The 14,265-nt window shown below is 38.3% G+C and carries 11 protein-coding genes and 4 tRNA genes; 4 read left to right on the top strand and 11 right to left on the bottom strand.

Annotated elements, in window-relative coordinates; translation table 11 throughout:
• The first annotated feature begins 80 nt into the window (after positions 1–80).
• Both EXE09_RS00635 and EXE09_RS00630 read left to right on the top strand, forming a co-directional pair.
• Entirely contained in the window at positions 81–554 is a 474-nt protein-coding gene (locus tag EXE09_RS00635; RefSeq protein ID WP_130116000.1) for a hypothetical protein, read from the top strand.
• Positions 551–1,189 (top strand): hypothetical protein, encoded by a 639-nt coding sequence (locus EXE09_RS00630; RefSeq protein ID WP_130115999.1) that lies wholly within the window; start codon positions 551–553, stop codon positions 1,187–1,189. The genes EXE09_RS00635 and EXE09_RS00630 overlap by 4 nt, the downstream gene beginning before the upstream one ends.
• Here the strand turns inward: EXE09_RS00630 and EXE09_RS00625 are convergent.
• From EXE09_RS00625 to EXE09_RS00610, 4 genes are all read right to left on the bottom strand, one after another.
• Entirely contained in the window at positions 1,165–1,683 is a 519-nt protein-coding gene (locus EXE09_RS00625; RefSeq protein WP_130115998.1) for a 3'-5' exoribonuclease, read from the bottom strand. The two genes, EXE09_RS00630 and EXE09_RS00625, sit on opposite strands and share 25 nt — an antisense overlap.
• A gap of 71 nt (positions 1,684–1,754) precedes the next feature.
• A complete protein-coding gene (locus EXE09_RS00620; protein WP_130115997.1) occupies positions 1,755–2,189 on the bottom strand; it encodes a hypothetical protein in 435 nt (144 codons plus the stop codon).
• Positions 2,190–2,271: 82 nt separating this feature from the next.
• Complete coding sequence (locus tag EXE09_RS00615) at positions 2,272–3,684, bottom strand: SLC13 family permease (RefSeq protein ID WP_130115996.1); 1,413 nt, start codon at positions 3,682–3,684, stop codon at positions 2,272–2,274.
• Between the two features lie 96 nt (positions 3,685–3,780).
• Positions 3,781–4,539 (bottom strand): sulfite exporter TauE/SafE family protein, encoded by a 759-nt coding sequence (locus EXE09_RS00610; RefSeq protein WP_130115995.1) that lies wholly within the window; start codon positions 4,537–4,539, stop codon positions 3,781–3,783.
• A 286-nt stretch (positions 4,540–4,825) separates the two neighbouring features.
• Here EXE09_RS00610 and EXE09_RS00605 point away from each other — a divergent pair, with 286 nt between their 5' ends.
• Positions 4,826–5,929, top strand: coding sequence for an HPP family protein (locus tag EXE09_RS00605; RefSeq protein ID WP_130115994.1), 1,104 nt, complete (start codon positions 4,826–4,828; stop codon positions 5,927–5,929).
• Positions 5,930–6,015: 86 nt separating this feature from the next.
• Here the strand turns inward: EXE09_RS00605 and EXE09_RS00600 are convergent, their stop codons facing one another.
• Entirely contained in the window at positions 6,016–6,276 is a 261-nt protein-coding gene (locus tag EXE09_RS00600; protein ID WP_130115993.1) for a PspC domain-containing protein, read from the bottom strand.
• A gap of 351 nt (positions 6,277–6,627) precedes the next feature.
• Between EXE09_RS00600 and EXE09_RS00595 the strand changes: the two genes are divergently transcribed.
• Positions 6,628–7,299 carry a hypothetical protein gene (locus EXE09_RS00595; protein ID WP_165382021.1) on the top strand — a complete coding sequence of 224 codons (672 nt, stop codon included), beginning with the start codon at positions 6,628–6,630 and terminating at the stop codon, positions 7,297–7,299.
• Positions 7,300–7,391: 92 nt separating this feature from the next.
• Here EXE09_RS00595 and EXE09_RS00590 read toward each other — a convergent pair.
• From EXE09_RS00590 to EXE09_RS00565, 6 genes are all read right to left on the bottom strand, one after another.
• A tRNA-Lys gene (locus EXE09_RS00590) sits at positions 7,392–7,467 on the bottom strand.
• A gap of 530 nt (positions 7,468–7,997) precedes the next feature.
• Positions 7,998–8,073, bottom strand: a tRNA-Lys gene (locus EXE09_RS00585).
• Positions 8,074–8,186: 113 nt separating this feature from the next.
• A tRNA-Lys gene (locus EXE09_RS00580) sits at positions 8,187–8,262 on the bottom strand.
• A gap of 126 nt (positions 8,263–8,388) precedes the next feature.
• Positions 8,389–8,464: transfer RNA gene (locus tag EXE09_RS00575), tRNA-Lys, on the bottom strand.
• A gap of 214 nt (positions 8,465–8,678) precedes the next feature.
• On the bottom strand, positions 8,679–10,520 hold the full coding sequence (locus EXE09_RS00570; protein ID WP_130115992.1) for a long-chain-acyl-CoA synthetase: 1,842 nt from the start codon (positions 10,518–10,520) through the stop codon (positions 8,679–8,681).
• 283 nt (positions 10,521–10,803) lie between these two features.
• Positions 10,804–14,214: an Rne/Rng family ribonuclease gene (locus tag EXE09_RS00565; protein ID WP_130115991.1), complete on the bottom strand. Its 3,411-nt coding sequence runs from the start codon at positions 14,212–14,214 to the stop codon at positions 10,804–10,806.
• Between the last annotated feature and the right edge of the window lie 51 nt (positions 14,215–14,265).

The raw sequence follows: 14,265 nt of genomic DNA, 5'->3' as shown, positions 1-14,265 counted from the left end.
ATAAGGATTTTGGTGGGGAGTGGCAAAGGGTATAGATCAAGTTATACTGCTTTTAATAATGATCAGAATTAAATCAAATCATGTATCTAAGCGATTATGAATATAAATTCAAAAGTTGGAACAGTTATATAGAATTACCTTTTGGTTTATCTTTTTTAAATGATGAATATGAAATAGAGAATTATCTTGCTGAGCGGACAACTTTTTTAAAAGGTTTTGAGGCGACTGAATTTGCTCGATTGTTTTTTAAGGAAATGCCAAGGACTTTTAAGTATGAGCAATTTTTAAGTATTGTGGATGGCTGGAATTCAGATAAAGAAATTGCTAAAGTCAGGGATTGGTTATTTGAACTCAAAATTCCTTTCGATCAAGATATTTATATGCTCTATGATGAAAATGTCATCAAAACAAAGTGGAAGGTCTTTGTTAAATATTGGGATGTTTTTAGTTGGTCAGTCGGTTTTAGCTTAAATATTGTTGATCAGACAAGAAGCTGGATGTTAGAGGTTCATCATGAAGATGTTCTGACCTTTTACTCGATGGAAAGTAAATGAATTATTTAGAAATTATTGGTAAAAATTTAGTCCATGAAATAAGGGTACAGGATTATATTGACTGGGCTGTTTTGAAACTTGAACAAGGTTTTGAAACAGAGTCTATTATTGCTTTAGTTTCTTTAATGTTGGAAGTATTCCCTGAAATCGATATTGCCGAACAATATTTTACTCAGTCGATTGACGAATTGGGCTTGCTGTTTCCCAATGATAAAAAAGCGATTTATGCATATTTACATTTTTATTGTGATGAAGTGATTCTTGGGAAAATTGAACCTGAAAAAGCGGTTCATGTTTTAAGTGAAATATGTGAAAACATAAATTTAAATTTTAATCAAAAATTTAATAACGTTTACCATCCGATCATGGCGATTTGGTATTACTTCGAAGAAGATTTGTATTTGATGTCTATCGATGAATATGCAATTTTTAATACAGGACTAAATCAATGGAATATTGACGATTATATTTTAAAAGTTGTTCACCAATTTCAATATATATTGTCAATGAATTTACCTCCTGATTTCATGACAGTTTCTCTTCAAGTTGGAAACGTAGAGTGGGATATGAGGGATTATGAAGGGCGAGTTCAGTATTTGAAAAATACCAATCAAAACTTAATTTTCAATCCATAATCCTTTTTCAAAGCCAATAGCGCTTCAGCATTGCCTTTGGCATCATCCACAGGATTGTGTGTATGTGCGGTTTTACGTAAATGCTTAAAGCTTTGAAAAGTATCTTTCACCATACCTTTGTATAAACTACCTAAGTTTTGAGAGCTAAATCCAAATGGATTACTACCCGTAAAATGATGAAAGTACCAACAGACAAACATCCAGTCAAAACCATTATTATCACTGATGAAAATCGGACGATCTTTACTGACTTTAGCAATCCATTTGGCAAAGTCTTTCATCACATGTTCAGGGTTATTAAAATTCAAAGTGTCTTCACGACTAAAGCCTGACACAGCTAGAGCTTGTGGAATGTATTGATCAGAAATAGGTTTCAGCAAACCGTAAAATTGTTGATGTAAATTATCCTCAACTAATACAGCACCCAATGCAATCATTGAATAGTCACCAGGAATAGGTCCATCAGCTTCGATGTCGACCATGATATATGCCATTTTATTTTCCTATAATTGAGTTATTTATTTTCTTTCTCTTATCTATTTTAGTATAAAAAATATTGAGTCAGTTAAGTGATAAATTTTGGATGATTCCTATATTTTGTTAACCATTGTAAAATTCCCCAATAACAACACCCAACAAACATGGCTAAACAATAGAAAAACCAATCCGTAAAAAGTTTCCAAAATGGTGTGGGAAGTGCGCCCGTGAATAAAAGATAACCTATCATTGAAACGATAGCCCACATCAACCAAGAGCCAAAGATAATACTAAAGAACGTCAGTCGATTTTTACGAGAAAGTAATACCGATATTGCATAACTGATTGGGACTGTAATCACGCAGTACGTGAAATAAATCAGTAGCGTAACGCCTAAAACAGTCAAAATTGCTTGTAAGCTATATTCATGATTCATCACAATAAATAAACAAGCCAAGATGACCAATAAAGTGATCGGTGCTAAGAGTAGAGCTTTTAAAATATATTTCGGATGGAATTGCATAGAAGCATCCTTTATTTGATGCTCGTTTAATTAAAACTAGACATCCAAATGGATGTCTAGCAGTTATATGTTTTTTAAATGATTATATAAAGAACCAGTATACAAACAAAGAAACAATAAATATGCACAGAATATTGAGTACAAAACCAACTTTCATCATTTCACTTTGTTGAATATGTCCAGTACCAAATACAATAGCATTTGGTGGAGTTGCGACAGGAAGCATGAATGCACATGAAGCCCCGATCCCGATTACAATAACCAAGATTTCTTTAGGCATCCCCATTTGATCTGCAATTGCTGCAAACACAGGAACCAATAGTGCAGCAGAAGCGGTATTACTGGTAAATTCGGTCAGGAAGATAATAAATGTTGCGACAACAAAAATAATTAGTAAAGGTGAAGCATGCCCAAAAGCATTCGCAAGCGTTTCACCCAATACCAAAGAACTTCCTGAATCCTTTAAAACAGCACTTAAAGTTAGCCCCCCACCAAAAAGGAACAATACGCCCCAGTCAGTGTTATCAGAAATTTGTTTCCATGTGGCAGTACCTAACACAACCACAAAACAAGCAGCGAGCACAGCAATCCAAGTATCAGGTTGGCTGATGTTAAAGATATCAGTTAATTTTTTACTAAAAATCCAAGCCAATGCAGTACATAAGAATAAAATCATGGTGGCAATACGCGTGCCAGTCCATGGAATATTTTCAGTTGAAAATTGAACTTTATGATTGAGTTTTGGACGTAGTACAAGATAAAGGCTAACCAGCATTGCAGGTAAAATGATCAGCATCATCGGTAAACCGATTTTCATCCATTCAGCAAAGTCATAACCTAAGGCTTTAGCTGCAATCGCATTCGGTGGTGAGCCAACTACGGTACCCAGCCCACCGATACTCGCTGAATAGGCAATCCCTAATAAAATAAAGACAAAGGTTTTACGTTCTTTTGCTGCATCCAAATGTGACAGTAAGCCCATTGCCAAAGGTAACATCATGGCTGCGGTTGCTGTATTGGAAATCCACATCGACAATACTGCTGTGACGATAAAGATCGCCAAAACAGAAATCCCTAGATGACCGCCAGATAATGAAATAATCCACATCGCAATCTTACGATCAAGTTTTTGGATATGTAGCGCTGTTGCGAGTGCAAAACCACCAAAAAATAGGAAAATAATCGGATCTGCAAATGTTGCTAAAGCCGTTTGAGTGGTAATCGGCACTATTTCACCAGCTTTCATCATTGGCATTGCAAATAAGACTGAAAGTACTGGAACTAATAAGGCAGTAATGGTGATGTGAATAGCTTCAGTGAGCCATAAAATTCCAATAAATGCGAGTAGTGCTAAACCTTTATTGGCATTTTCATCATAAGGTAAAACCTGAAAAAGGGTATACGCCAACACTGCTGCAATTAGAATAATGATCCAACCTTTTATCATGCCTTTTGGCATGACATTGGTGGGTGTTTGTAAATTGCTAGGATCCATAAGCAAAGCTCCTTAGGTTGTTTTCGTCCAAAAAGATCATTCGTAGAATCGTGAAAATAAATAATATTAAAAATATTAAGTTATTGTTTTATATTGCTAAAACAGTAAATATGCTTGCCAAAGTGCATTACAGCCCAATAAACTAAGTAAGACCAAAACAATTTTCTTAAACAATTTTTGGGAGATATGCTGCCGAATTTTGCTTCCAATCCATGCAAATAAAAGACAAATGACGCAAATCAATACTAATAGCTTATTTTGAACTTCATTAAAGGTCAAAATAACAGGATAAAGAATAATTAACTGAATCAGTTTACTGACAATAAAACTCAAATTGCTAATAATGACAACTTCATCTTTAGAATGTTCAGAACTAAGCAAGTACATCATTAAAAATGGAGCCATCGCATTGGTTGCACCACCTATAACGCCAGCAAATAGTCCAAAAATCAGCATATTGACTGGTGTTGTTGCAATATGGAGGGGCGTTTTTCGAAGTTGATCGGCAATATAGAATAAAATTACACTGCCTAAAGCCAGTTTAAGGTATTGCTCTGGAATTTTTAATAGCAGATGGACACCAATATAACTCCCAATCACACTGCTGAGAATCAGCATCCAGTTTTTTTGAAGAATAAGGGTAATGCTTTTAATAAAACCTTGAGAATCATTGGTTTTAAGCATGAATATATTCAAAATCAGGCAAGGGATCAGGACTAAGGCAACTGCGGTACTTAATGAATAGATTGAGGATAATGCTGCGGTACTGATCATGGGGAAACCCATGCCACTTAGTCCATGTAAGATGGCAGCAATACCGCAAAGTAAAAGTGCTATCACATCGGTTCTATTCATTATATTTCCATTGGATGCACTGCAAAATTGGAAAATAATGTTATACATTAGAGCACTTATTAAAGTCAAAAAAGCACGAAGTGGCTCACGTAAAAGTAATATGAAAGCTCATTCTCTTAGGATGCTTTATTTCTCATGATTTGAAAAGAGAGGTGTTTTATTCTGAGTAATGGTGCTTATAAATGACCTGAGATATTATAAAAACCAATAAAGGTGTAATAGTAATATATCTTTTCCTAAGAAATTCGTACAATTGTATTTCTAAGTGTAATAGCAAAGGAACGACGTGTTTCATACCCAACTTGAATGGTTAAATACCTTAAAACCCAATTTTAAAGTTTTACCGCTAAAAGACCGATTGTTGTGTGGACTTGGCGCATTACTGGGCTTGGCAATATCTTCACTTATCAGTTGGTATGTACTCGGTGACTTTAACGCATGGTATATCGCACCAATGGGAGCTTCATCCGTATTGCTCTTTGCTGTACCTGCAAGTCCATTGGCACAACCGTGGAATATGGTGGTAGGGAATACCATTGCAGGGATTTTAGGGGTAACTTGCGCACTATTTATTTCCAATCAAACGGAAGCATTTAGCATTGCAGTTGCTTTAGCAATCTTTCTGATGATGACTACAGATTCATTGCATCCACCAAGTGGTGCTGTTGCGATTACTGCAGTGCTAGGTGGAGAGTCAGTTCACCAATTGGGTTATCACTTTATTTTCTATCCAGTTTTATTAAATTCTGTATTATTGTTGGTTGTGGCGATTATTTTCAACCGATTGTTGGGGAAACAATACCCACAAGTTGCACAAGTCAATACACGTTCCAAAGACCCAACACCGACACAGAAAGTCACCATTCAACCTCAAGATATTCAAGAGGTTTTAGAGCATCAAACTCAGCTTTTGGATATTAGTGAATACGATCTACAAAAAATCATTTTAGAAGCACAAGAAAAAGCCAATGCTCGAAATGTCAGTCAATATCTTTGCCAAGATATTATGACCAAAGATGTGATTAGTTTGGATGAGCAAGATGATATTCATAAGGCATTAGATAAATTTAAAAAAGTGAATTTGATGAGTCTGCCTGTGATCAATTCACAACATGAATTGGTTGGAACATTGGCACTTTATGACGTCGTGGAATGGTTTAAACGTGCGGCAGATCCTCGTGCATCATGGGAGCATCTGGTTAAACAAATCATGAATCGCAAAGTGATCACTGCACAACCGCAACAACCCATTCAGGACTTAGTACCTTATTTTGTTGAGCGATCATTTAACTATATTCCTGTGGTCGAACAGCAAAAACTGGTGGGGATCATTAGTCGTGCAGATATGATTGCTGTATTACAACAGCAGTTAAATCAATCTAAACTTTAATTGAGAATAAAAAAAAGCTACAGCAGTTTGGGGGAACTGGTGTAGCTTGAAAAAGGGAAACTATTTAAAATTTAAAACTGTTGAAATTAATGCGTTTTCTCTTCGTAAATAGTACGCGTAGGGCGTTGGTAGCTGTATGTGCTATCTAAGCGTAAATCCTGTTTTGGTATTAGCAACCAAAGAATTAAATAGACAAGAATCCCTGGAAAAGCCGCACTCATACATGAAACAACAACGAAGATAATTCGTAATAATGTCACATTCCAACCAAGACGTTCAGCAATACCGCCCATTACACCGGCGATCATATTGTGTCGGTTAGAACGATATAAACCAGAATTGGCCATTTAACTCTCCTTCAGTGATTTGCTATCAATCATTCTATAAATGAATCTTGATAATTTAATAATGGGACTTTTACTGAATTCTTCAAGTGAATCACACATTAATTTTGTTAATGCTATGTAACAATAAAGATTTATACCATCCAGAGTATTCTAAAAAACGAAGTAAATATAAGCATTATTCGGCGGAATAGATCAGTTTTTTATACTTTTGTAAAAAATAGCCGCTTAAGATTTCGAGAAATGTGACAACACCCTAAAATATACAGATAAATATGAATATTTGATGTGTATCGCAGTTGTGCTTTGCCAAATGGGTAAATCTGTCGATTTAATTGTTGGGTTTTTTGATTTATGTATGTTGTATTCAATGGAATAAGTTTTGTTCGAGTGATGACATTCAGTTGCTGTGTGGCGCTTACTGCATGTGATTCCTCAACAACAAATAATAAACAAGATCGTTCGGGTTCAGCGAGTTCATCGAATGACGTGCTTAATCAGGGAGCGTTGACGCAACATGATGAAGTGCAGCATGGGAAAAAGCTCACTGAAGTGGCTGGGCAGGCGACTTTACCAACGGCTTCAGAAGTCAATGCTCTAGATCAACCTTCAGAAACGATGACTCCAAAAGCTCAGCAGCTTGTTGGGCGTTATCATGTGCAAATTAATTGTGAAGACCCATTTGCAATGTGTGATCAAGGCAATTCAGAATTTATTATCAATTTATTGCCAGATGGTACTGCACATAGAACCCTTGTTTATATGGGGAAAATGACTTATGAAAATAATGATATTAAGTCGAATCGATCTTATCAAAAAAATACATGGGCCTATGATGAAGCGAATCGAGAGATTATTGTGAATCGTATAGAAGGTATTCAATTTTATTATAAAGTAGATGCGCACAAGAATTTAGTCATGGATTTAGATAAGATCTTGAACGGTACTGAAAAAAATAAAGTGTATTTTCAACAAAATAATATCGCACCGACCAAAGCTTATGTGTTGACGCGATTTGATCATTAGTAAGACAAAGCATTATTGTATTTAAAGCAAGAAAATTATTTTAGAACGAATGAGGCAGATGTGAATATCTGTTTTTATTGAGAATAAAAATATGGTGGGTTGTGTGGGGTTCGAACCCACGACCAATAGATTAAGAGTCTACTGCTCTACCAACTGAGCTAACAACCCTGAGTGAGGATGAGTGAAACAACGTTTCACCCGAACGCAAGAGAAAATCTGTGATTTTCTATCGGTATCGATATATTACAAAGCCCATTGTTTCGTATGAAAAGCTAAAGAGCTTTTTGCAAGACAAGCGAAGCGCGTAGTTTTTTAACACTAGGCCATATTCGTCAACTAACCTTTTTGAGATCAGATACTTAATCCAACAAAACAACGTTTCACCCGAACGCAAGAGAAAATCTATGATTTTCTATCGATATATTACAAAGCCCATTGTTTTGTATGAAAAGCTAAAGAGCTTTTTGCAAGACAAGCGAAGCGCGTAGTTTTGAATACTAGAGAATATTTGTTATCTAACATTTTGAATGTCAAATACTTGATCTAGTAAGACAAGAATAATACTTTGCAACATCGATGTAGCAAAATTTCGAGAATGGCGAAGCATCTGAAAGGAGATGTTTGGTCTTGGTCGGAACTTGCAGGTTTCGTTTCTATGGTTGTACTGAAGTCGTACAGAAAGAAGCCTTAAGAAAGAATGGTGGGTCGTCCGCGATTCGAACGCGGGACCAACGGATTAAAAGTCCGCTGCTCTACCAGCTGAGCTAACGACCCTGAGAAAATTTTAAAATAACATTTTAAAATTTTTGCAAGACAAGCGAAGCGCGTAGTCTTTGATGTTGGATAACTTGTGTCATCTAACAGCTTTCAGGAAAAGCTTAAATAAATGGTGGGTCGTCCGCGATTCGAACGCGGGACCAACGGATTAAAAGTCCGCTGCTCTACCAGCTGAGCTAACGACCCTGAGTGAGGATTAACGAAACAACGTTTCGTCCGAACGCAAGAGAAAATCTATGATTTTCTATAGGTATATGAAATAGCCTATATTTGCGATTACGGATTAAGATCCTTTGCAGGTCAAACAATAAGTGGTGGGTCGTCCGCGATTCGAACGCGGGACCAACGGATTAAAAGTCCGCTGCTCTACCAGCTGAGCTAACGACCCTAAACAGATATTCAAAAGTATTGAATACGCAGTGTAAGAAACTAAAAAAGTTTTAAACACCACTTTGTTTGATGGTGCGTATTTTAGCAAGATATTGATAGAGCGCAAGTAAAAAATAAGAAAGTTTGCAACGTTCGGTTATAAATAACACAAATTAAATAAAAAAAGCCCTGAAAACAGGGCTTTTTGTTTGAATCGTCATATTTATATGAATTTAGAAACGGTATTGATACGCTTCAATATTGGCATAGATTTCAGAAGTGACATCGCAATAGGCATTGGCATTCGGTAATAAAACCAATAAACGATCAGAAGTTTTTGCAGGATCAAAGGCTTGTTCCTTCAATTTATTCTTCTGATATTTAAAAGTACCCGTCGTTTCAACCACTTCTTGAATGCGTAAGAACACGGGAACTGCATAAGCAGGGAGGTTCTTTTTGAAGTCTGAAACCATTTGGCTAAGATCTTGTTCTGTAAGTTCTTGTCCATCATGTAAGGTGATGGCTGCCATACCTGCACGACCATTGGTATTTGGAATTTCTACACCATAAACCACCGCTTCAGTAATTTTTGGATATTCACTGCAAATATTCTCAACTTCTGTGGTTGAGACATTTTCACCTTTCCAACGGAAGGTATCGCCTAAACGATCGACGAATTGTGCATGGCGGAAACCAATATCACGAACCAAATCACCTGTAATAAAGTACGAGTCGCCTTTTTTAAAGACGTCATTCATGATCACGGATTTATTCTTTTCAGGGTCTGTATAGCCATCAAAAGGAGAGCGTTTGGTAATTTTACCAATCAATAAGCCCACTTCACCCTTTTGAACTTTTGTGCAGAACCCTTTGTTATCACGAACGGCTTCATTCTTTTCTTTATCAAATTGAACGATTGCATACGGTGTAGGAGAGAAACCAACCGTATTGTCAAAGTTAAAGATATTACTAAAACCGACATTACCTTCACTTGATGCATAAAGTTCAAGAATTTCTTGGATACCAAAACGCTCTTTGAATTTGCCCCAAATATTTGGACGCATACCATTACCAATCATCTTGGTTACACGGTGTTTATGGTCATTTTCAGAGGCTGGTGCATCCATCAAGTAGCGACAGAGTTCTCCGACATAGCCGATCGCAGAAGCATTAAATTTTTGTACATCTGTCCAAAATGCTGAGGTTGAGTATTTGCGACGAATTGCAAAGGCTGAACTCCCTGCGATTGCACCACACCAGCACACCACCATACCTGTTGCGTGATAAAGCGGTAGGGTGCAGTACATTACATCATCTTCATTGAGATTAAGTACGTGACCGTATGTACCGTATGCCAGTGTCCAACGGCTGTTTGAGAAAATCACTGCTTTAGGTAAGCCTGTCGTTCCAGAGGTATAAATATAAAATAAGCCGTCTTTGCCTTTGACACTATGTGTCGTAGGCACATTAAATTTTGGAAATTGTTCTAAAACTTCAGCAAGGTTGATATAACCTTTTGGTGCTTTTCCTGCATCTTTTTGCGTTTCTTGATCTGCAAACCAGTGGAAATTTTCAGGTTGAATCGCTAAGTCTTGACGAATTTCATCGACGGCTACTCGACATTCTTCACCAACAACAATAGCAACGGGTTTTACAAGGTTAATGCTATGTGTCAGTACCTTACCAGTTTGCGATGTATTGACGAGCGCTGAAGTCACGCCGAGTTTAGCAAAGGCAATAATGGTTGCTAAGAGTTCAGGACGATTCTCAACCATTACTGTAACGGTGTCGCCTTTTTTTATCCCAATTGAAAGATAAAAATGTGCAATTTGATTCGCCCAGTTATTGAGCTCTTTATAGCTGTAGCGTTGCTCTTCAAACAATAACGCATCACCATAAGGGTTGTTCTTTGTTGCGCGTTCAAATGCAAGACCAAGACCAGCAGGCGAGTTCGGCGTTCTGATATAAGCTTGTTTCAGCCCGCTGAGTAGATTGGGAATTTTATTGATGAATTTTGGCAAGCGCTCTGCTACATCAGCAAAACCGATCAAATCGGTCTGTGTGGTTTGGCTCATATCAATCCTATTTATTTTTCGTCATCCGATACAATTTATTTGCTTCTAATTTGCAAACCATATTTATGCTTAATATTAGACCGAACATTAAGTATTTTCATGTTAAGCATAATATAAAGAATAAAAATAACTCTATACAGCTGTCTTTTTAATAGATTTGGTCTAGTGCAATCAACCTAATCTGACAAATGTATTTGTAATTTATTCAAAATAACAAAAAAACCTAGCCATCGAAATGACTAGGTTCTTTTTAAACAACAGCATTTGAGCAAATAATTACTAGTTATTCAGCTGTTGGTGGTGTTGCTTTTTTTGGTGGACGACCACGTGGGCGACGTGGACGAGCAGGTTTTTCATCTGTCGCAACAGTCTCAGCTTGTTGCGTTGCTTCATCTTTCACAGTTTCAGCTGTTTCCAATGCAAGCGATTGCTGTGGTTTTTCAGCTTCGGCTTCTTTTGTTGTATCAACAACAGCATCAGTTTCTACTGAAACTTCAACTTTTGCTTCTTCAACCACTGGTGCAGCTTCTGTTTCTACTGCTTCAACTGGTGTGGTTGCTTCAGTCTCAGTTGCGATAGTTTCAGTTGTTGCTTCAGCTTGAACAGGTGCTGCTTCAACAACATCAGATTCAGCTGTTTTCACAACTTCAGCTTGATGCTCTTGCTTTGCTTGAGCAGCCGCTTGTTTGGCTAAACGACGACGTTCACGTGGATCATTAGCTACACGACGGTCATTTTCTGGCTTTGGTGGTGTTAGGTCTAACACTTCCGCAGGCTCAGCTTCAGGTGCAGCTTTAGTCACAGCAACATCACGTGTCACTGGTTGTTTAACCGCAGGTTCAGAAGTTTCTACAACAGTAAGTATTGCAGCATATTCTTCTGTGAACTTCGCCAATGCACGGTTGAACGTTGGGATTAATCCAAACTGTTCAATCAATACAGCACAATCATCACCATAAACATGAGTAATCAAGCTACGTACAGTATACTGACCTAAGGTCGGTACTTGAGACGGATTAAGTTTTGGTGCAGCAGCTTTGGCTTGAGCGGCTTCACGTTGTTGACGGCGCTTTTGACGCGGGTCATTACTCGCACGTTGAACAGGTTGTTGAGCTTGAACTTCTACAACAGGTGCTTGCTCTACAGGTGTCGTATTTGCTTCTGGTGTAGCAGTTGGTGCTTCAACGGCAACTTCAGCTTTAGCTTCACGACGATGCTTTTGTTGCTTCGCAGGTGCAGGTGCTTGTTGAGGCGGTGTTAATGCCACAATTTCACTTTGCGCTTGATCAATATTTACAACCAAAGCTGTAGTTAATTGAGCCTGTTGAGGCGCATCAACGAATTCAACTTTAGGTTGTTGATTTTGAGCCGCTTGTTGTGTTTCAACAGCAGGTGTATTCACTTGAGCAGGTTGTTGCTCACCATTAAACACACTGTGGTCACGATGACGGTTTGGTCGTTGTGGACGCTGTTGTTGATTGCGGTCACGACGTGGAACAGCTTGTTCAGCATTATTGTTCGCATCTGCATGTTGTTCATGCTGAGGACGTTGTTGTTTTTGCTGACGACGTTGATCACGTTGTTCTTGGCGATTGTCCTGACGCTGCTCTTGGCGTTGTTCCTGACGAGTCACCTGAACAACTTCTTCAATCACCTGATGTTGATCATTTGATTGATCGCGTTGCTCTTTGTGCTTATTGCGATTTTTGTTTTTGTTGTTACGTTGAGGTTTGTCCTCACGTTCAACATGCTTTTCATACTCTCGTGGTTCTTGCTTTTGAGCAGGCGCGTGTGAAAGGTAAGCATTGGTTTCAGGTACAACACGTGCTTCAATCGTTGGTGCAGAAGGCACTTGATTGACTTGACCGAATTGACCACGGCTTACAGCACCACCATTGACCATTTGTTCAATAGACGCTGCTGCATTATTCGCAGTACGTGACTGATCTACAGTTGCTGCTTGTTTTTGGACGAACAAGTTTTCTAACCAAGCGCATGGGCTTGATGATGGTTGCGTAACTTGAGCTTGAACAGCTTGTTGTCTTTGCTGTTGCTGAGCTTGTGGTTGGCTTTGTTGTTTTTTGCCTTGCTTATTGTTTTGAGTTTGAACAGGCGCAGCAGTGTGCTGATGTGCTTGCTCTTCTTCTAAATGCCACTCAGATGACTCATAACCCAATTCTTTTTCGCTTGAACGAGTTGCTTCAGTACGTTCATAGCTTGTTGGCGCAAAGCCTTCAGGGTTATATGAAATTTCGTAATGTGGTGTTTCTAAATGTGGATGTGGCAATACAGTCACACGTACATTTGAGGTTTGTTCTAAGTAAACAAGACTGTGACGCTTTTCATTCAATAAGAATGCTGCAATCTCTACAGGCACTTCAACTTGAACTTCACCATGACGTTCTTTGAGTGCAATCTCTTCAACTTTACGCATGATTGAAAGAGAAAGCGAACGTAAGTCACGTACCATACCTGTGCCATGACAGCGAGGGCAGACATAACCTGTTGCTTCTTCAAGTGATGGGCGTAAGCGTTGACGGCTCATTTCCATTAAACCAAAACGTGATAATTGACCGAATTGGATACGTGCGCGATCGCTTTGCGTCGCTTCACGAAGTTTCGCTTCAACCATACGTTGGTTGCGTTCTTTGGTCATGTCGATAAAGTCGATCACGACTAAACCGCCAATATCACGTAAACGGAGTTGACGAGAAATTTCTTCAGCTGCTTCTAAGTTAGTACTTAATGCTGTTTCTTCAACATCATGACCACGGGTAGATTTCGCAGAGTTAATATCAATAGAAACCAATGCTTCAGTTTGGTCGATGACAATAGAACCACCGGAAGGAAGTTTTACTTCACGTTCATAAGCCGTTTGGATTTGGCTTTCGATACCAAAATGAGCGAACAATGGTTCATTTAAAGTATAAGTTTTGAGTTTGTCGAGTTGGTTTGGCATTACCGCTTTAACAAAGTTATATGCTTCGTTATAGGCTTGCTCAGAATCAATTAAAATTTCTGCAACGTCATCACGTAGGTAATCACGAATCGCACGTGTTACTACACCTGCTTCTTGATGCACCAACATTGGAGATGGACCAGAATTTGCAGTCCCCTGGATTTGCGCCCAAAGGTCTAATAAATGTTGTAAATCGAGTTGTAATTCTTCTTGTGAACGACCAATACCTGCGGTACGAACAATCACGCTCATCCCACGAGGAGTATTTAAAGACGCCAACATTTCTTTCAACTCTTCACGAACTGAACCTGAAATTTGACGACTGATACCGCCACCTTTAGGGTTGTTTGGCATAAGTACCAAATAACGACCTGCAAGTGAAATATAAGTAGAAAGGGCAGCACCTTTATTGCCACGTTCTTCTTTTTCAACTTGAACAAGAAGTTCTGTACCTTCCGTGATTAATTCACGAATATTTGAAGTTTGGCGAGGATCTGCTTTGTAATAAGTATTGGCAATTTCGCGCATCGACAAGAAGCCTTGACGACCTGCACCATATTCTACAAATACAGCTTCTAAAGAAGGCTCTACGCGAGTGACATGACCTTTATAAATATTGGCTTTCTTTTGCTCACGTGTACGATTTTCTAAGTCGAAATCGTAAAGACGGTGACCAGTGATGAGTGCAACGCGAACTTCTTCGGCATGTGTTGCATTGATCAACATACGTTTCATGGGTGTAACACCTAATAGTGATCCACACCAACAACTCGCTATTTATCTAAA

The sequence above is a fragment of the Acinetobacter sp. WCHAc060025 genome, assembly GCF_004209355.1.
GTDB classification, from domain to species: Bacteria; Pseudomonadota; Gammaproteobacteria; order Pseudomonadales; family Moraxellaceae; genus Acinetobacter; species Acinetobacter wuhouensis.
The sequence above is the reverse complement of the archived record's forward strand: the minus strand, read 5'-3'. Positions and strand labels throughout refer to the sequence as shown.

Excerpts from the sequence above, each read along its gene's own strand:
- EXE09_RS00635 (WP_130116000.1), top strand. The coding sequence starts at position 81 with ATGTATCTAAGCGATTATGAATATAAATTCAAAAGTTGGAACAGTTAT.
- EXE09_RS00630 (WP_130115999.1), top strand. The coding sequence starts at position 551 with ATGAATTATTTAGAAATTATTGGTAAAAATTTAGTCCATGAAATAAGG.
- EXE09_RS00625 (WP_130115998.1), bottom strand. The coding sequence starts at position 1,683 with ATGGCATATATCATGGTCGACATCGAAGCTGATGGACCTATTCCTGGT.
- EXE09_RS00620 (WP_130115997.1), bottom strand. The coding sequence starts at position 2,189 with ATGCAATTCCATCCGAAATATATTTTAAAAGCTCTACTCTTAGCACCG.
- EXE09_RS00615 (WP_130115996.1), bottom strand. The coding sequence starts at position 3,684 with ATGGATCCTAGCAATTTACAAACACCCACCAATGTCATGCCAAAAGGC.
- EXE09_RS00610 (WP_130115995.1), bottom strand. The coding sequence starts at position 4,539 with ATGAATAGAACCGATGTGATAGCACTTTTACTTTGCGGTATTGCTGCC.
- EXE09_RS00600 (WP_130115993.1), bottom strand. The coding sequence starts at position 6,276 with ATGGCCAATTCTGGTTTATATCGTTCTAACCGACACAATATGATCGCC.
- EXE09_RS00595 (WP_165382021.1), top strand. The coding sequence starts at position 6,628 with ATGTATGTTGTATTCAATGGAATAAGTTTTGTTCGAGTGATGACATTC.
- EXE09_RS00570 (WP_130115992.1), bottom strand. The coding sequence starts at position 10,520 with ATGAGCCAAACCACACAGACCGATTTGATCGGTTTTGCTGATGTAGCA.
- EXE09_RS00565 (WP_130115991.1), bottom strand. The coding sequence starts at position 14,214 with ATGAAACGTATGTTGATCAATGCAACACATGCCGAAGAAGTTCGCGTT.